Source organism: Methylobacterium sp. E-065 (genome assembly GCF_022829605.1).
Lineage (GTDB): Bacteria > Pseudomonadota > Alphaproteobacteria > Rhizobiales > Beijerinckiaceae > Methylobacterium.
Map to the genome: position 1 here is coordinate 273,989 of NZ_JAKSYD010000114.1, position 17,150 is coordinate 291,138.

A 17,150-nucleotide genomic window follows, 5' to 3' on the forward strand; every position below is an offset into this window, starting at 1 on the left:
TGAGGCATGCGCTGGCTCGCGGTCCTGCTCGGGCTCGCCCTCGCGTGGCTCGCCTTCACCATGAGCCCGCTCTGGTCGCTGTACGATCTCGCGCAGGCGGTGCGCCGGCACGACAGCGCCTACATCGAGAGCCACGTCAATTTCCGGACGCTCCGCCTGTCCCTGGTGCGGCAGATCACGGCGGCGATGCGCACCGCGTCGGAGAGCGATCCGGACATCGAGCCGCGCGATCGCCAACGCCTCGGCGATGCCGCCTACGGGTTGGCGCTGGCCCTATCCGAGTCGATGATCACCCCTGAGACCGTGATCGACCTGCTCGCCAACGGCTGGCCCGACAAGCTCGATCTCGAACGGCCGACCGGGACGCGTCCGGAAGGGCTCGCGATCCACAGCTTCGGGCGCCTGCTGCCGTTCTACACGGCGATGGAGATGCGCGGCTTCCGCGCCGTGGTTGTTCCGATCCCGCCCGAGGCACCCCGCGGACAGCGCACGCGCATCCGATTGCGGCTGCGCGGGCTGGCGTGGCGCTTGGTCGATATCGAGATGGCCGACATGCTGCGCGACCAGATCGCCGCCAAGCTCGGGAAGGCCCTCGCCCGGGCGAAGATCGGCGCGAGTGCCGGCGAGGAGCGCTGAGGGCTTCGGGAACGAACCGCGAAGGGCAACGGAATGCGCGGAGGCGACTACTTCGCCTTCGAGGTGCCCGCATCCTTGGGCTTGCGCGCCTCGGTCAGGCTTTCGGCCTTGTCCTCGTCGGTGTCGCCGCCCTGCTCAATGGTCTTGGCGGGATCGGCAAGAAGCGACTTGGCCACGCCGAGCAACACCTCGCACTCGCCGGGGAATTTGTAGGTGTCCAGCACGATCGCGGCATCGCGCAGAGTGCGCAGGTCGCGCACCAGCTGGGTGTTGGCGTCGGAGCGCAGCTCGCTCTTGACCGCGATGGCCTCCTCGATCTGCGCGCCTTTCACGTCGCAGGCCGCTTCAGCGGGCCCTACCGAGAGCGTTGTGGCAAGACCGAGTGCGGGAAGGAAGCGCCACATGGCGAAGGTCCTCGGAGATCCAGGTCAGGCGTGAAGGAGCGCGGCGTTCAGCACGTCGCGGGTGAGCACCACGAGCTGGCTCGGGCGATAGGGTTTCGGCACGAAGACGGAGCCGGGAACGGCGTCGCGGGTCGCAAGTCCGTCACGGCCCCCGGAGGTGTAGACCACCGGCAGATCCGGGCACAGATCACGGGCGCGGCGCGCGAGGGCGAGACCGTTCGTGTTGCGGGCCAGATCGATATCGGTGAAGAGCATATCGACGCTCTCGCGGGCCAGGATCGCCTCGGCCTGCCAAGCATCTGCGGCGGTGAGCACCCGATAACCGGCGTCGAGGAGCGTTTCGGCAGCCAGTTCACAGACGGTCGGCTCATCCTCGACGATCAGGATGGTGGCGGCGGCCGAGTCCGGAACAAGCAGGGACGGACAGACAAGCGCGGCGGCGAACGGAACCATGACGCTACTCCCACTCACCCGGCGAGGGAACGCTGTTCCCCGACAGGATCGCAGGGACAACGGCCCCTCTCGACACGGCGTTCACCCTGTTTCGATCGAATTGCACGGGTTTGGTGAGTGGCGCGTTAACTGCCCTTGGATACCGATGAACGAGGCCGATGACTTGGTTAACAGGTGGTTACCGGAACCCGACCAGGGAGCGGGATCGTGAACCGGATCCATCAGCTCGGGCTCGGACTACTGCTGACGGGGCTCGCGGGATACGTGGACGCCCTCGGTTTCGTGCGGCTCGGCGGCCTCTACACGTCGTTCATGAGCGGCAACACCACACAGCTCGCGGTCTTCGGCGCGGCGGCCGATCCCCATCGGATGGTGTTGCCGGCGGTCCTGATCTTCGCCTTCCTCACGGGCTCGGTTCTCGGCAGTGGGCTCGCGATCCTCGTGCCGTCCCGCTGGACGACACCCGCGGTGCTCGCCTACGAGTCACTTCTGATCCTCGGCGGCCTCGGTCTCGGACTTGAATCGCCGGAACTCGGCCTCGCCGCCTTCTTCGTCGCCGTGGCGATGGGCTCGCAGAACGCGGTGCTCGCGCAGGTGAAGGGGTTCCGCGCCGGCACGACCTTCGTCACCGGTGCCCTGTTCAGTCTCGGCCATAAGATCGCCCAGGCGCTCACCCGGACCGGGGATCCGCTCGGCTGGGTCGGCGACGGGCTGGTCTGGCTGTCCCTGCTGCTCGGCGCCTATCTCGGGGCGCACGCCTACAGCCTATTCGCCCTCTACGCCCTGATCGCGCCGGCGGCGCTTTCCGGCGGTCTGGCGCTGGTGACTGCGATCGTGGTCTTGCGCGCGGGCCCGCCTGCCGCGAAGGTCCCCGCGCAATGAGCAGCACCTTGAGCAACCTCTCCCTGACCCAGCACGTCGCCGCGCTCGATCCCGGCGCCCACGTGATCGCGGCCCATTTTCTGAAAGACGTGCCGGCCCTGGCACTCAGCGACGGCGCGGTCGCGCTGGCGCGGGACGGAGGCCTGACGCGGCTCGTCGCGCATCCCGAGGCCGGGATTCTGGTTGCGGCCGGAAACGGCGCGCGCCTCCTCACGGGCGGCGATGACGGCCGCATCGTCGAGATCCGGGCCGATGGCACCCTCGAGCAGATCGGCTCTGCCAAGGGGGGAGCCTGGATCGATGCCCTGGCGGTCCACCCGGACGGAGCCGCGGCGTGGTCGGCTGGGCGCCATGTCGTGGCGCGGGATGCCAAGGGCCGCGAACGCACCTTCCAGGCCCCCTCGACGGCGCGCGGGCTCGTCTTCGCGCCCAAGGGCTACCGGCTCGGGATCTCACACTACAACGGCGTCAGCCTCTGGTTCCCGAATCTCGAGACGCCCGCGGAGGTGATCGAGTGGAAGGGTTCGCATATCGACGTGACGTGGTCGCCGGACGGCCGCTTCGTCGTCACCACCATGCAGGAGAATGCCCTGCACGGCTGGCGGCTCCAGCCGGATCGCGGCCACATGCGGATGTCGGGCTATCCAGGCAAGGTGCGCTCGGTGGCGTGGTCGTCGGACGGGCACTGGCTCGCCACCGGCGGCGCCGAAGCGGCGATCGTCTGGCCGTTCGATTCGAAGGAGGGCCCGACCGGCAAGCCCCCGCGGGAATGCGGGGTCCGCCCCGCCCGGGTGTCCCGCGTCGCGTTCCACCCGAAGGCACCGGTCCTGGCCATTGGCTACGAGGACGGCTGCATCCTTCTCGTCCGGTTCACCGATGCCGCGGAGTTGCTGGTGCGACCGGCGGTTCCCGGCAGCGCAATTACGGCCCTAGCCTGGGACGGGCGCGGTGGCCGATTGCTGTTCGGCTGCGGTGACGGACAGGCGGGCCTGCTGACGCTTCCCGCATGAGGGCGGCTGGAACCGCCCTAACCGGCGTGCTCTTTGTCGATGGTCGATTCCACGGGCCGGAGGTCTGACGTGTTCCGCGTATTCCGCACCCTCGGACTCGCCCTCGGACTCCTCGGCGGCGCGGTCGCCGCGCAGGCGCCGGAATTCGCGCAGCAATATGCCCAGCGGCTCGGCGGGGCCGCCGACGAACTCCGCCGTCAGGTGGCGGTGCTCGAGTTGGACGCGCAGGCCTCCGGCACGACCCGCGAGGGTGCCGTCGACCGCCTGCGCAGCAATCCCGATCAACTCGTGTCCCGTCGCGGCGCGGCAGCGCAGGCCGACATCGCCCGGCTCGCCCGCTTAAGCGCGCAGCAACAAGCCCTGGCCTCGGCGACGAGCCCGCTGGGCCGCGTCGTAGCGATGCTGCGCGACCCCGACATGCCGGTCGCCGAAGCCGCCTATCGTGACTTCAGCCCGGCGATCCCGACCAATGCCGACGGGCTGGCGGCCGGCTTGATCGGGTTCTTCGCCGCCTGGGGCGGCTGGCGGATCGTTTCGGATGTCGGCCGGCGGACGCTACGGCGGCGTCCGCGTGAGGCCGCCACCGTAGCTTGAGCGTGCGCGCACGGCGCTTGGTGTGGCACGGCGTCTACAGCGACTTGCGCGCACCTTGCGTATCGATCAGAGAACCGGCCGTCCCGGTCCGGTAGAAGGCGCAGGATGCCGCGCGCGTCGAACTCGACCCATGCCGATCCGGCGCTCGACGCCGCAGCGCTGCTGCGACGCCTCGGCTTCTTCGGGCTGTTCGTGGTGCTCCCCGTCCTGGCGCAGGTCGCCCGGCGCGCCTCGGTGATCCTCGCGCCGATCGCCGTCATCCTGCTGATCATCGCCAGCGTCATCGACCGGCGGCAGCGGCCGGTGCGGCCGGCCGCGCGAAGGCTTCTGACTGCCCCGGCCTTTCTGGCCGCCATGCTCGTGGTGTTCTGGTCGGCGCTGTCGCTGACATGGACGCCGTTTCTCGGGCCGGGCCTGGAGCGGATCGTGAACCTCGCGGCCACCGTCGGGCTGGCTCTGCTGGGCTACCTCGCCCTCCCCGACCGGATGCGCTCGGCCAATCTGTACCTGCTGCCGCTGGGCGTGGTGGCCGGCGCGATCGTGGCGATCGTGCTCGGCCTGTTCGGCGCCCATATGGGCCCTCCCGGTGCGGAGGATGACGGAGCGCTGGATCGCGGCCTCGTGCTGCTGATCCTCCTGGTCTGGCCTGCACTGGCGTGGCTCCGGTCCCGGCGCCGCGACCGGGAGGCGCTGGCCCTGGCCCTCCTTGTGGCCCTCGCGCTCACCGTCCAGCCCGACGCGACGCAGATCGCGGCCCTGGCGGTCGGCGCCGTCGCGTTCGCGGTGACGAGCTATCGCCAGAACCTCGGCGTGCAGCTGACCGCGATCGTGTCGGCCGTCCTGCTCGCCGTTGCGCCGCTGCTGCCATTCCTGGCGCGGCCGATCGGGTCCGCCGTGCTGGGGCCGCTGGCGCCGACGGTGCTGTCGTTGAAGAGCTGGCAGAAGGTGGTGACGACCGACCCGGTGCGCCTGATCACCGGCCACGGCTTCGAGACCGCGCTGCGCGGGCGCCTCGTCGGTCTTCTCCCGCTGAACGCCCCGACGACGGCTCTGTTCGAGTTCTGGTACGAGCTCGGGATCGTGGGCGCACTGGCCGCCGCCTTCGCGCTCTACGCGTCGATCCGCCGGGCCGGGCGCGACGGACCCGCTTTGGTCCCCGGCGCCATGGGCTGCTTCGCGGCAGCCTTCACGGTGGCCTGCCTCAGCGTCGGGCTGACCTCGATCTGGTGGCTGACGACCTTGGCCATCGCGACCGTGGTGTTCGTGGCGGTGGAGCGGGGCCAGTTCCGCACCAGCCGGCCCAAAGTCGCCAAGCTCCACCGCGTGATCGCCAGCGGCAGCTGAACGATCAGCCCCGCAGAAACCCGTGCAGGCGGATCCAGGCCAGGAACAGCCCCGGCCAGGCCGCCGCGGGCGTACCGGGCAGCCCAAGCCCGAAACCGTGTCCGCCGCGCTCGAACAGGTGCAGTTCGGCCGGAACCCGTGCCTTCCGCAGGGCTGCGAACATCAGCAGCGGATGGTCGGCGACCGCGATCGGATCGTCGATCGCCTGTGCCAGGAAGGTCGGGGGCGTCTCAGGGCCGACCTGGAGATCGACCGAGTAGGTCTTCATCTCGAGCGCCGTCACCTCGTCGCCGACGAGGATGCGCCGGGTATGGGTCCGGTCGAACGGCTTGCGCATGGTGATGACCGGGTAGATCAGCCCGGCGAGCGTCGGCCGCACCGGCTGCACGTCGATGGCATCCTCGGCCGGGTAGAGGTTCTGCGCGCTGCCGACCGCGGTCTCACCCATCAGATGGCCGCCGGCCGAAAAGCCCAGCACGCCGACGCGGTCCGGATCAATCCCAAACTCTATGCCCCGCGATCGGACCAGCCGAAGGGCGCGCTGGGCGTCCTGGCGGGGTGCGTCGGGACCGGCCCCCCAACCCTCTGCGGGCAGGCGATAGATCAGCAGGAAGACCGTGATGCCGGCCGCGTTGAGCACGCGCCCCACCGGGACGCCCTCGTTGCCGATCGCGATGTATTCGTAGCCGCCTCCGGCCGCGACGATCATCGCGGCACCGTTGGCATTGGCCGGCCGCATGACCAGCAGGCAGGGCCGCGCCACCCGCGTGATGTCGCCGACGGCGCCCTCGACGTAACGGTATCCATCCGCATCGGGTCCCGGGCCGCCGCCCGGGAGATCACCCGGCCAGAGATCGATCACCTCGAGATCCGCGCCGGGCAGGGAACGCGGCAGGGCCTTGATCGCCTCGTGCGGCGCGGGCTCCGGCGGCCCGTCCGTCGCGGCCGTTGCGGGTTTCAGGCCGACGAGGCTCCCGAGGCCGGCGAGCAGGAGACGGCGGTCCAGGTGCAAGGGCGACTCCTGGCGGTGGGATCGATCGAGCCGCGGTTCCAACGCGGCCGGGCGCAATGGGGTCCCGCGACCGCGCGACTCAGGCGTTCCGGGCGATTACCGCAACGTAGAAGCCGTCCGTGCCGGTCCGGTGCGGGCTCAGCTGGATCCCGTGGGTCGTGATCCGGACCGCCTCCCGCAACGAGGCCGGGCCCGCAGCGAGGACCTCGGTCGCCGCAATCACGGTGAACCGCCCGCGCCAGCGCGACAGCAGGCCGTCAACGGCCGCATCGTTCTCGACGGACAGGAGCGAGCAGGTCACGTAGACGATGCGCCCGCCCGGCCTGACCAGCCGCGCCGCCCGGTCGAGAACCTGGGTCTGTTCGGCCGTGCGAAGCGCGAGGCTGCCCGGGCGCAGGCGCCACTTGGCATCGGGATTCCGTCGCCATGTGCCCGATCCGGTGCAGGGCGCATCGACCAGCACGCGGTCGACGGTGCCGTCGAGATCCTCCAGCACGTCGATACGCGCCCGTCCGCCCCGCGGCGAACGCACCTCGGCCCCGGCGCCCGATCGGCGCAGGCGTTCATGGATCGGCGCGAGGCGCCGCGGATCGCCGTCGGTGGCGATCAGGTGAGCGCCGTTCCCGGTCTCGGCCGCGAGCGCCAGGGTCTTGCCGCCGCCGCCCGCGCAGAGATCGACGATGGTCTCGCCGGACTGCGGTGCGGCGAGCAAAGCCGCGAGCTGTGAGCCCTCGTCCTGGATTTCGTACCAGCCTTCCAGGAACTCGGCCTCGACATGGAGCGCCGGACCGCGCCCGTCCGCACCGATCGGGATCCGCAGGCCCTGGGGTGCGTGCGGCGTCGGCTCCGCGCCGAAGGCCGCGAGCGCCGGTAGGATCTCGTCCCGCGGGCCGCGCAGGGTGTTGACGCGGATGTCGAGCGGCGCGCGGCGCGCAAGCGCCTTGAGCTCCGGAATCAGGTCGTCGCCGAGCGTGACCGCAAGGTCCGACAGCACGAAGGCGGGGGCATCGCCGGCAACCTCGGGCGGTGCGTCCTGAAGCGTCGCGGTGTCGAGCCGCGCGCGCTCGTCGTCGGTCAGGGGCTCCGGTGCGAAGCGCTCGCCCGAGAAGAGCGCCGCGACCGAGGCTGCGGCGAGGCCCTGCTGCAGCCGCAACGCTCCGATCAGCACCGCACGCGGCGAATCGGAACCCATGATCCAGGCCGCCGAGGAACGGCGCCGCAGGGCGTCGTAGACGAGGCTGGCGATCCCGGCCCGATCTCCCGAGCCGGCGAACCGATGGGCGAGGCCCCAATCCTTCAAAGCATCGGCGGCCGGCCGGCGGCGCTCGGCGATGTCGGTGAGTACCTCGATGGCGGCGGAGCAGCGGGCGGCGGGTGTCAGCGGTCTGATCCTTTGGAATGAGTCGACGGCGTCGCGAAACGGCCACGCTTGCCCCGCGATGCCGCCATCTTACGGCCGAGCTTCAGGCGCGATCCCGGTCCAGACCACGCGACGTGCGGTCCGCTAGCGGCCTGCAGCGTGTCCTATGGCATCCATCGGCGGCGGACCAGGGTGGTTCGACGCCAGTTGCGTTCCGGAAGGCCCCCAGCCCATGTCGTCGTCCGTCTCGTCCGCCGTTCGTCTCGCCCTCGCAGGCCTGGTCGCGGCGTCGCTCGCTGCCTGCGCCAGCGCCCCCGCCGCCCAGCCCGATTTCTCGCCGCCGCCGCGCCGGCCCGTCGATGCCAAGACGCAGCTCGAATACGGCAACCCGCCCGCGCCGCCGCCCGGCCGTTACTAAGAGGCGGCGGCTCAGGCCGCCTCCCGCCCCCGCCGCGCCTCGTAGGCCTTGAGGCCGGTATAGACGAGCGTGAGCAGGGGGAAGGCCGTCTCCGGCGTGAGCCGGCGGCCGCGGGCGATCAGGTCGCCGATCACGTGATCGGCCTCGATCCGCCCGCCATTCTCGATGTCGCGCAACATCGAGGCCGTGAAGGTCGATCCCGCCGCCGTGAGCTGCGCCCGCGCCCGCTCCGCAACTGCGGCTCGTGGTGCGTAACCGCTCGCGGTGGCGACGGTCGTGCATTCGGTATGAAGTGCCGCCATCAGATCTGCGCCACGGGGCGCCGCCACGATGTCGCCGACCGCGGCGCGCATCAGGGTTGTGGCCCCGGCAAGCGTCGCCAGGAAGACCCACTTCTCCCACATCTCCAACAGGATCGATTCGCTGAGGCGCGGCTGGAACTTCAGACCGCGCATCAGGGTGTCGACCGCCTCGATCCGGGCCGAGCGCGACCCGTCCCGCTCGCCATAGGTGATGCTGCACAACTCGCTCATGTGGCGGATCGTGCCGTCGGGGGTCAGCGTCGCCGCGATGGCACAAGAGCCGCCGAGCACGCGCTCGGCCCCGAACCGAGCATCGAGTGCGTCCAAATGGGCGAGGCCATTCAGCAGGGGCAGGATCGCCGTCCCCGCACCGACAGCGGGCGCAAGGTCCGAGATAGCGCTGTCGAGGTCGTAGGCCTTGCAGGACAGAACGATCAGATCGAACCCACCGGCCTCGGCCAGCCGGTCGGCCGTGACGGTCGGCGGGCGCGGGATGTGCAGGTCGCCGAGCGGTGAGCGAAGGTTCAGCCCGTCCGCGGCGAGCTTCGCCGCCCGGGCCGGCCTCACGAGGAACGTGACATCGGCGCCGGATTCAGCGAGCCGCGCGCCGTAATAGCCGCCGGTCGCACCGGCTCCGACGATCAGCGTGCGCATCAGATCCTCAAGTCCGCGACGGATAGTTCGGGCTCTCCCGCGTGATCGTCACGTCGTGGACGTGGCTCTCGCGCAGGCCGGCATTGGTGATGCGGATGAAGCGGGCGCGCTCCTGGAATTCCGGAATGGTCGCGCCGCCGACATAGCCCATGGCGGCGCGCAGGCCGCCGGCCAACTGGTGCAGGACGTTCCCCACCGGCCCCTTGTAGGGCACCTGACCCTCGATGCCCTCCGGCACGAGCTTGTGGGTGTCGTTGACCTCGGCCTGGAAATAGCGGTCGGCCGAGCCCCGGGCCATGGCGCCGACCGAGCCCATACCCCGGTACGACTTGTACGAGCGGCCTTGATACAAAAAGACCTCGCCGGGCGCCTCATCGGTGCCGGCGAGCAGCGAGCCGAGCATCGCCACGGAGGCGCCGGCCGCGATCGCCTTGGCGAGGTCGCCGGAATACTTGATGCCGCCGTCGGCGATCACCGGGATGTCGGCCTCGCCCGCGGCTTCGACGGCCTCGATCAGGGCCGTGAGCTGGGGGACGCCGACGCCCGCCACGATCCGGGTCGTGCAGATCGACCCCGGGCCGATGCCGACCTTGATGGCGTCCGCCCCGGCATCGATCAGCGCCTGCGCGCCCTCGCGGGTGGCGACGTTGCCGGCCACGACCTGTACGGCGTTGGAGAGCTGCTTCACCCGGGCGACGGCGTCGAGCACCTTGATCGAGTGGCCGTGGGCCGTATCGACCACGATCACGTCGCAGCCGGCATCGATCAGGCGTTCGGCCCGCTCGAAGCCGCTGTCACCCGTGGTCGTGGCGGCGGCGACCCGCAGGCGGCCCTGCTCGTCCTTGACGGCGAACGGGTAGGTGACGCGCTTCTCGATGTCCTTGACGGTGATCAGGCCGATGCAGCGGTAATGATCGTCGACGACCAGGAGCTTCTCGATCCGGAACTGGTGCAGCAGGCGCTTCGCCTCGTCCTGAGTCACGCCCTCGCGGACGGTGATCAGGCGATCCCGGGTCATCAGTTCGGCAACCGGCTGGGCGGAGTTGGTGGCGAAGCGCACGTCCCGATTGGTCAGGATACCGACGAGCTTGCCCCGCGAGCCGTTCGGCCCCCGCTCGACCACCGGAATGCCGGAGATGCGGTTGCGCTTCATCACCTCGAAGGCGTCGGCCAGGGTCTCGTCCGGGTGGATGGTGATCGGGTTCATCACCATGCCGGACTCGTACTTCTTGACGAGCCGGACCTGCTCGGCCTGCTCGGCCGGCTCGAGGTTGCGGTGGATGACGCCCATGCCACCATTGGCCGCCATGGCGATGGCCATGGGCGCCTCGGTCACAGTGTCCATCGCGGAGGCGAGGATCGGCAGGTTGAGCGGGATGCTGCGGGTGAGCCGGGAGGCGACGTTGACCTCGGTCGGCATCACCGAGGAGGCGGCAGGCCGCAAGAGCACGTCGTCGAAGGTCAGACCCTCGATGATCGATGCGGTTTCAATACGGGCCATGCCAACTTTCCTCGGACGGCGGCGCTACGGGTCGCGCTGCGGGATCGGGTTGGCAAGTGCCAGTATCACGGGCTCCCCGATGGCGCCAATGCGCGCATGCCGCGGCGCAACGCGAAAACACGCATGGCTCACGGGTATTTTCGGGCTGCCGGGATGCGCCGCCGGCTCAGCGTACCGCGGGGGCGCGGGGTCCCTTGTCGGTGTATTCGGGCGGCAGGCCGATATAATCGCCAAGGATGCCGTCGATCCCGGGCGCCCGGCCGAAGGCCTCGCAATCCGGATCGAGGGGGGCCTCGCCGAGCGTCGTGATGCGGATGCGGTCCCAGGTCGGCAGGGTGTTGGGCGCCGTGAACGGATCGTCACCGGTCGCCAGCATGTAGCCGAAATCCTGCCCGAACTCGCCCGCGAGATCGTAGGCGTCGCTCGCACGGGAGAAGCGCGGCTGGCTGGTGAAGGAATTCGCGGCCCCGCCCCACACCATGGCGGCACGCTGCTCACGGCGCCGGTCGAGCGCCTCGGCCTCCACCGTCAGGCTCCCGAGCCCGATCGGAATGCGCGGGATCGGGATGCGCCCAATCCCCTCGGCGACGCTCAAGCCGAACTGCGAGGCGACCGTTACGCCGGCCGAGCCCGCGATGGTCGCGCCGGCCCCGAGGAGGTCGGTCGGATCGACCCGCGTCACCTGCGCCCGGACGGTCAGGTCCGCGTCGCGGCCCGACACGATGTCGTACTTCAGGGACAGATCGTAGCAGAGCGCCCGGTCGGCGGCGTTGGCGATCAGGCGCCGCTCGGCTGGCGTGAGTGGGCCTGCTCCGGCTACGTCAGCGTGGAACGCTGTCGGGATGATGCGCACCGTCCGCACCCGGGTGAGCGCTGGCCGGTCCACGTAGATCCGCGACGCGGAGGCGACCTGATCGCTCGCCTTCAGACGGTCGTAGCGCGTCAGCGAGCCGCGATCGTTGAGCAGAACGGTGCCGCAGGCCGCCACCATCGAGAACAGGGCGACGCCGACGGCGATCCGCGGCAGGAAGCGGGCCTTGCTGGGGCTGGACGGCATCGAACTCCTCGCGGCCCGTCCCGGGGACGAAACCTCTTCACAGACCGATCTCACGGCCGCGTGAAACAAACGTAGCCATTAGGCCCCGCTTACAAAAGGTGCCGTCGCTTACCGACACAACTTCTGTGGCAAGATAGATACATTCGCGAAACACCCGGATGCGAGTTCCGCGCCGCCATCGTGCAACCGGCACGGCGTGATGCGCGTCTGCCCTCCGATGTCCTCCCCCACTCAAAGACCGTTCTGGATCGTCCCGCTGACGGTCGCCACCGCCCTGTTCATGGAGAACACCGATTCGACGGTGATCGCCACGGCGCTGCCCAGTATCGCGGCGAGCCTGAACGAGGATCCGATCGCCCTGAAGCTTGCCCTGACGTCCTATCTGGTCAGCCTCGCGATCTTCATCCCGGTGAGCGGCTGGATGGCCGACCGCTACGGCGCACGCACCGTTTTCCGCGCGGCCCTGGTCGTGTTCATGGCGGGCTCCCTCGCCTGTGCGGCTGCCAACGGGCTGGCGTGGTTCGTCGCCGCGCGGTTCCTGCAGGGCATGGGCGGCGCCATGATGGTGCCGGTCGGGCGGCTGGTCGTGCTGCGCAGCGTGCCGAAATCGCAGCTCGTCACGGCACTGGCCTACCTGACGTTCCCCGCCCTCGTGGGCCCCGTGCTCGGGCCGCCCGTCGGAGGGCTGATCACCACGTGGTTCGACTGGCGTTGGATCTTCTTCATCAACCTGCCGATCGGCTGCGCCGGCATCGTGCTGGCCACTCTCTACTTCGAGGATGTCCGCGAGGCGGAGCGGCCCCCTCTCGACATCCTGGGCTTCCTGCTGCTCGGCTCGGGGCTCGCCGCGCTGATGCTCGGCCTCGCCTCGATGGGTCGTCACCTGCTGCCCGCCACGGTCTCGTGGGGCTGCCTCGCGGGCGGTGCGATCCTGCTGCCGCTCTACTGGGCCCATGCGCGGCGGGTCGCCAACCCGATCGTGCGGCTCGACCTGATGGAGCGGCCGACCTTCCGGGTCGCCATACTCGGCGGCAGCCTGTTCCGGATCGGCACCGGGGCGATCCCGTTCCTGCTGCCGCTGATGTTGCAGGTCGGGTTCGGGCTCGACGCCCTGCATTCGGGGCTGATCACCTTCGCGGCGGCCGCCGGCGCGATGTTCGTGAAGACGTTGGCGCCGAAGATCCTGCGCCGCACGGGTTTTCGGACTTTGATGACGTGGAACGCGCTGGCGGCGGCGGCCTTCCTGGCGGTGAACGCTTTCTACACGGCGCAGACTTCGCACTGGATCATGGTGGCGCTGCTGTTCGTCGGCGGCTGCTCACGCTCGATCCAGTTCACCTGCGTCAACGCCATCGCGTATGCCGATCTCGAATCGCGCGAGATGAGTGCGGCGACGAGTTTTGCGAGTGTCTGCCAGCAGCTCTCCTTGAGCCTCGGCGTGACGCTGGGCGCCCTGGCCCTTGAGGGGACTGCCGGCCTGCATGGCCGGACCCAGATCGAGGCGGGCGATTTCGGGCCGGCCTTCTTCGCGGTGGCAGTGATTTCGGCGGCGTCCGTCTTGGCCTTCCGCAACCTGTCGCCGGATGCCGGTTCCGAAATCTCCGGCCGCCGGATGGTCGCCCAGACGCCGCCGGCCGCGACCGAGATGCAGCCGCGGCACGGTTGAGGCGCGTTCCGGCGATCAGGCCGCCGCGCGGGCGGGTGTCCGGCCGGCAGAGCGTTTCCCGCCGCTCCGCGCCGCCGAGGCCTTAGGGGCAGCCTTTCCGGCAACGGGCTTTGCTCTGGGCGCTTCCGCCCCTACGCCGGCACGCCAACCCTGCCAGCTCCAGGCACCGGGGCCTGCAAGGGCATACATGAGGAAACCGCCCGCGAGGCCGAGATCGGCCAGCAGCAACGTGCGTTCGGCGACCGCCGCCGGGCCGACATAGTGCCAGAAGGCATGGAGCACGAAGGCGGTCAGCGTCGCGAAGATGGCCAGCGCCAGCCCGGTGAGCCGGGGTAGCACGCCGAGGATCAGGGCCAGCGGCCCGAAGACCTGCACCACCACCGCGCCCGTCGCGACGGCGTTGGGGAACGGCACCCCGCCGCCCGCGAGCGTCAACGCGAAGCCCGAGACGTTGAGCGCCCGCGCGATCCCGGTGGGCAGGAGCGCGGCGGCGAGCAGCAGCCGCGCGGCGAGAAGCGTTCCGTTCTGGGCGCGGTCGAGCATCGGGTATCCGGTCGGTTGGGAGACCTCGGAAGCTTGGCCCGCGCCGCTGAAGACCCGGTTAAGCCCGACGCTCAGCCGGACACGCCGCCCCGGAACAAACGACCGCGCTCGGTCCAGATGACGACGAGGAGCGCCAAGCCGCCCAGCGCGGCATAGCTGATCCCCACCGGCAGCACCGTCCCGTCGAACGCCTGGCCGATCAGGAAGCCACACAGGGCGCCGAGGATGGTCGTGTAGAAGCCCAGGAACGAGGAGGCCGTGCCGGCGATCGCGCCGAGCGGCTCCAGCGCCAGGGCATTGAAGTTCGGCATCGCGAAGCTGATCAGGAACTGATTGAGCGCCAGGATCGCCAGGAACAGACCCAGCGGCGGGTGTCCGTCATAGGCGAGCCCGACGCCGACCTGCATCAGGCCGACCAGCGTGAAGGCGATCACGCCGGCATGCGACAGGGTCCGCATCCCGAGCCGCCGCACGGCCCGGGCGTTGATCAGCGTCGCCGTCCCCATCGCCCCCGCCACCAGCCCGAAGGCCAGGGGGAAGAGCGGGCCGAGATGGTACAGGCCGGTGTCGAAGACCTGCTGGGCCGAGCCGACATAACCCATGATGCAGCCGGTCAGCAGTCCGAGCGCGGTGGTGTAGCCGATCGCAACCCGGGACCTCAGCGTCAGGCGTATCGCCGCCCAGGTCGCGGCCGGCGAGAGCGGGCGCCGGTATTCCGGATGGAGAGTCTCCGGCATGCGCCAGGAGAACCAGACGGTCAGCCAGAAGGCCAGGACCAGCATCGACACGAAGACGTAGACCCAGGATCCGAGCGCCAGCATCATGCCGCCGATCGCCGGCGCGATCATCGGCACGATAAGGAATACCATCATGGTGAACGACATCACGCTCGCCATCTCGCGGCCGGCGAAGCGGTCGCGCACGATCGCCACCGACAGCACCCGGCCGCCGGCCGCGCCGATCCCCTGGATGATCCGAGCCGCGAGCAGCCATTCGAAGCTCGGCGCAACCATGGCGAGGCCGCAGCCGATCACGTAGACGGCGAGGCTCGCCAGCAGCACCGGCCGGCGCCCGATCGTATCCGAGACCGGCCCGTACACGATCTGCGCGAAGCCGAATCCGATCATGTAGACGTAGACGAGCAGCTGCAGCCGGTTCGGGTCCGCGACCGCGAAGCGCGCCTCGATCGCCGGGAAGGCCGGCAGCAGGTTGTCGATCGAGATCGCCGTCACCGCCATCATCAGGGCGATGATGGCGACGAACTCGGCGAAGCCCGGACCGGACCAGGCGCGCGACGGGCGTACTTCCTGGGCTGGCGGCACGGGCCGGACTGCGATGGTCAAGGCGGGCCTCGGTCTGCGCGGGAACGGTTCGTTCAGGGCGCCCCCATCGCGGCACGCTTATGACAACCGCGCCCGTCCGGCGCAGTTCAGGCCGGCAGCGGGCGCAGGGCCGGCTCCTGCGGCCTGCGTCCTACGAAGGTCGCCATCAGCGCCGCCACGAGGCAGAGCAGACCGGCCGAGACGAAGGCGCCGAAATAGGTGCCGGTATCGGTCCGGACCATGCCAGCGAGCCACGCCGCTGAAGCCGCGCCGATCTGGTGCGCGGCGGCGATCCAGCCGAACATCAGCGCGGCGTTCTCTTCACCGAAGGATTTGCCGGCAAGCTGAACGGTCGGCGGCACCGTGGCGATCCAGTCGAGCCCGTAGAACACCGCGAACAGCGAAAGGCCGTAGAAGCTGAGATCGAACGAATAGGGCAGGAAGATCAGCGAGAGGCCGCGCAACCCGTAATACCACACCAGCAGCTTGCGGGAGTCGAATCGGTCGGTAAGCCAGCCCGAGGCTGTGGTGCCGACGAGGTCGCAGATACCCATCAGCGCCAGCAGGCCCGCGGCTGTCACCTCGGCGATGCCGTGGTCGATGCAGGCGGGGATCAGGTGGGTGCCGACCAGACCATTGGTCGAGGCGCCGCAAATGAAAAAGGTGCCGGCGAGCAACCAGAAATCCTTCGAGCGCAGGCCGATCCGCAGGCCACGCAGCGCCCGCACAGCCGGATTCTCGGTCAGCACGGGTGTCGGCGTCACGACGGTCTCGCCATAGCGGGGCAGGCCGAGATCGGCCGGCCGGTCGCGCAGGAAGAAGGCCGCAAGCGGGATCAGCGCCAGCGTCACCGCAGCGACCACCAGGGAGACCGAGCGCCAGCCCTGCCCCACCGCGAGGGAGGCGAGCACCGGCAGGAAGACCAGCTGCCCCGTGGCGCTGCTTGCCGTGAGCATTCCGATCACCAGCCCGCGCCGCTTGGCGAACCAGCGTCCGGCGACCGTTGCGCCGAGCACGTTGGCGACCATGCCGGAGCCTGAGCCGACCACGATGCCCCAGAGCAGAACCATCTGCCATGGCGCGGTCATCAAGCTCGTGGCCGCGGTACCGATCGCCAGGATCAGCAGTGCCGTACAGACGGAGCGTCGCAGGCCGAACCGCTCGATGATGGCCACCGCGAACGGGCCGATCATGCCGTACAGGAAGATGTTGAGCGCGATCCCGACCCCGATCGTCGCCGCGGTCCAGCCGAACTCACGCTCCCAGGGCACGATCAGCACGCTCGGCGTGGCGCGCACGCCGGCACCGATGAGCAGGACCAGGAAGGTCACCGCGGCGACGACCCAGGCATAGTGCAGACGTGGCGCAGAACTCTTCGCGGTAGGGGCTGACATGGGCGGGCTCCGGGGGCGAAAACGGGTCAATCAGGAAGCGGAGGCCAGCGCCTCAGCCAGGGCGGCGACGGCCCCGGGCTCGACCCGGGCGTTGATGCGGGCCTGCGCGGCGCGCCAATGAGGAATCGCCGCCGTGATGGCTCCTTCACCCGCCTCGGTGAGAGCGACCACGCGCTCGCGGCCATCCGCTTCGCCGGCCGCGATTCGCACGAGGCCGCGCCGTTCCAGCGGATCGAGGTTGCGGCCCATCGTGGTCCGTTCGAGTGCGGCTTCTGCAGCGAGTCGTGTCACCGAAGTCGGGCCCAGGCGCTGTAGGAGGCGCAGGATCGCGAACTGTGTCACCCGCAGCCCGACGGGCTTCAGCGCGCTGTCGTACGCCGTCGTGACGGCGCGGGTCGCACGCCGCAGGGCGGAGCAGGTGCAGGGCTCGAGCGGAGCAGCCTCGGTCATAATACGTGCATATACACGTTTTTGCTCAGGCTCAAGCCAACCCTGACGGTTCGGGCCGATCGACACCCGGTGCCCCCAAACCTGTGCCGCCTGTCATCGACACGGCGGGTCACCCTGCTATCGCTAGGGTGCGCCGCTTGGGACGTCG

At 69.9% G+C, this 17,150-nt stretch carries 18 protein-coding genes; 7 read left to right on the forward strand and 11 right to left on the reverse strand.

What is annotated here, in order from left to right:
* The first annotated feature begins 6 nt into the window (after positions 1–6).
* A complete protein-coding gene (locus MKK84_RS15525) occupies positions 7–636 on the forward strand; it encodes a DUF2939 domain-containing protein (protein ID WP_243921127.1) in 630 nt (209 codons plus the stop codon).
* Positions 637–683: 47 nt separating this feature from the next.
* Here MKK84_RS15525 and MKK84_RS15530 read toward each other — a convergent pair whose 3' ends face one another.
* Positions 684–1,040 (reverse strand): photosystem reaction center subunit H, encoded by a 357-nt coding sequence (locus MKK84_RS15530; protein ID WP_243921128.1) that lies wholly within the window; start codon positions 1,038–1,040, stop codon positions 684–686.
* A 24-nt stretch (positions 1,041–1,064) separates the two neighbouring features.
* The gene (locus MKK84_RS15535; protein ID WP_243921130.1) at positions 1,065–1,493 is read right to left on the reverse strand and encodes a response regulator; all 429 of its coding nucleotides are present in this window, start codon (positions 1,491–1,493) and stop codon (positions 1,065–1,067) included.
* Positions 1,494–1,700: 207 nt separating this feature from the next.
* On the opposite strand from MKK84_RS15535, the gene MKK84_RS15540 reads away from it, so the two are divergent.
* From MKK84_RS15540 to MKK84_RS15555, 4 genes are all read left to right on the forward strand, one after another.
* Positions 1,701–2,375, forward strand: coding sequence for a YoaK family protein (locus MKK84_RS15540; RefSeq protein WP_243921132.1), 675 nt, complete (start codon positions 1,701–1,703; stop codon positions 2,373–2,375).
* Entirely contained in the window at positions 2,372–3,385 is a 1,014-nt protein-coding gene (locus MKK84_RS15545) for a WD40 repeat domain-containing protein (protein WP_243921133.1), read from the forward strand. Before MKK84_RS15540 ends, MKK84_RS15545 begins: the two co-directional genes overlap by 4 nt.
* 69 nt (positions 3,386–3,454) lie before the next feature.
* A complete protein-coding gene (locus MKK84_RS15550; protein WP_243921135.1) occupies positions 3,455–3,979 on the forward strand; it encodes a DUF2937 family protein in 525 nt (174 codons plus the stop codon).
* Positions 3,980–4,084: 105 nt separating this feature from the next.
* Entirely contained in the window at positions 4,085–5,323 is a 1,239-nt protein-coding gene (locus MKK84_RS15555; protein ID WP_243921137.1) for a peptide ABC transporter permease, read from the forward strand.
* A gap of 4 nt (positions 5,324–5,327) precedes the next feature.
* Here the strand turns inward: MKK84_RS15555 and MKK84_RS15560 are convergent, their stop codons facing one another.
* The gene (locus MKK84_RS15560; protein ID WP_243921138.1) at positions 5,328–6,335 is read right to left on the reverse strand and encodes an alpha/beta hydrolase; all 1,008 of its coding nucleotides are present in this window, start codon (positions 6,333–6,335) and stop codon (positions 5,328–5,330) included.
* 79 nt (positions 6,336–6,414) lie between these two features.
* Entirely contained in the window at positions 6,415–7,776 is a 1,362-nt protein-coding gene (locus tag MKK84_RS15565) for an RsmB/NOP family class I SAM-dependent RNA methyltransferase (protein WP_409566509.1), read from the reverse strand.
* Positions 7,777–7,927: 151 nt separating this feature from the next.
* Between MKK84_RS15565 and MKK84_RS15570 the strand changes: the two genes are divergently transcribed.
* Entirely contained in the window at positions 7,928–8,113 is a 186-nt protein-coding gene (locus MKK84_RS15570; RefSeq protein WP_243921140.1) for a hypothetical protein, read from the forward strand.
* Positions 8,114–8,124: 11 nt separating this feature from the next.
* Here the strand turns inward: MKK84_RS15570 and panE are convergent, their stop codons facing one another.
* The 3 genes from panE to MKK84_RS15585 all read right to left on the reverse strand — a co-directional run bounded on the left by panE (position 8,125) and on the right by MKK84_RS15585 (position 11,627).
* Entirely contained in the window at positions 8,125–9,069 is a 945-nt protein-coding gene (panE, locus tag MKK84_RS15575; protein WP_243921142.1) for a 2-dehydropantoate 2-reductase, read from the reverse strand.
* Positions 9,070–9,076: 7 nt separating this feature from the next.
* Positions 9,077–10,570 (reverse strand): IMP dehydrogenase, encoded by a 1,494-nt coding sequence (gene guaB / locus MKK84_RS15580; protein WP_243921144.1) that lies wholly within the window; start codon positions 10,568–10,570, stop codon positions 9,077–9,079.
* A 166-nt stretch (positions 10,571–10,736) separates the two neighbouring features.
* The gene (locus MKK84_RS15585; protein WP_243921146.1) at positions 10,737–11,627 is read right to left on the reverse strand and encodes a DUF3313 domain-containing protein; all 891 of its coding nucleotides are present in this window, start codon (positions 11,625–11,627) and stop codon (positions 10,737–10,739) included.
* A 217-nt stretch (positions 11,628–11,844) separates the two neighbouring features.
* On the opposite strand from MKK84_RS15585, the gene MKK84_RS15590 reads away from it, so the two are divergent.
* Positions 11,845–13,293 carry an MFS transporter gene (locus MKK84_RS15590; RefSeq protein WP_243921148.1) on the forward strand — a complete coding sequence of 483 codons (1,449 nt, stop codon included), beginning with the start codon at positions 11,845–11,847 and terminating at the stop codon, positions 13,291–13,293.
* Between the two features lie 15 nt (positions 13,294–13,308).
* Here MKK84_RS15590 and MKK84_RS15595 read toward each other — a convergent pair whose 3' ends face one another.
* The 4 genes from MKK84_RS15595 to MKK84_RS15610 all read right to left on the reverse strand — a co-directional run bounded on the left by MKK84_RS15595 (position 13,309) and on the right by MKK84_RS15610 (position 17,002).
* Entirely contained in the window at positions 13,309–13,836 is a 528-nt protein-coding gene (locus MKK84_RS15595; RefSeq protein ID WP_243921150.1) for a DoxX family protein, read from the reverse strand.
* A gap of 71 nt (positions 13,837–13,907) precedes the next feature.
* A complete protein-coding gene (locus tag MKK84_RS15600) occupies positions 13,908–15,179 on the reverse strand; it encodes a multidrug effflux MFS transporter (protein WP_243921152.1) in 1,272 nt (423 codons plus the stop codon).
* Between the two features lie 86 nt (positions 15,180–15,265).
* Positions 15,266–16,552, reverse strand: coding sequence for an MFS transporter (locus tag MKK84_RS15605; protein WP_243921154.1), 1,287 nt, complete (start codon positions 16,550–16,552; stop codon positions 15,266–15,268).
* Between the two features lie 30 nt (positions 16,553–16,582).
* Positions 16,583–17,002, reverse strand: a complete 420-nt coding sequence (locus MKK84_RS15610; RefSeq protein ID WP_243921156.1) for a MarR family winged helix-turn-helix transcriptional regulator — start codon at positions 17,000–17,002, stop codon at positions 16,583–16,585.
* Positions 17,003–17,150: the final 148 nt, after the last annotated feature.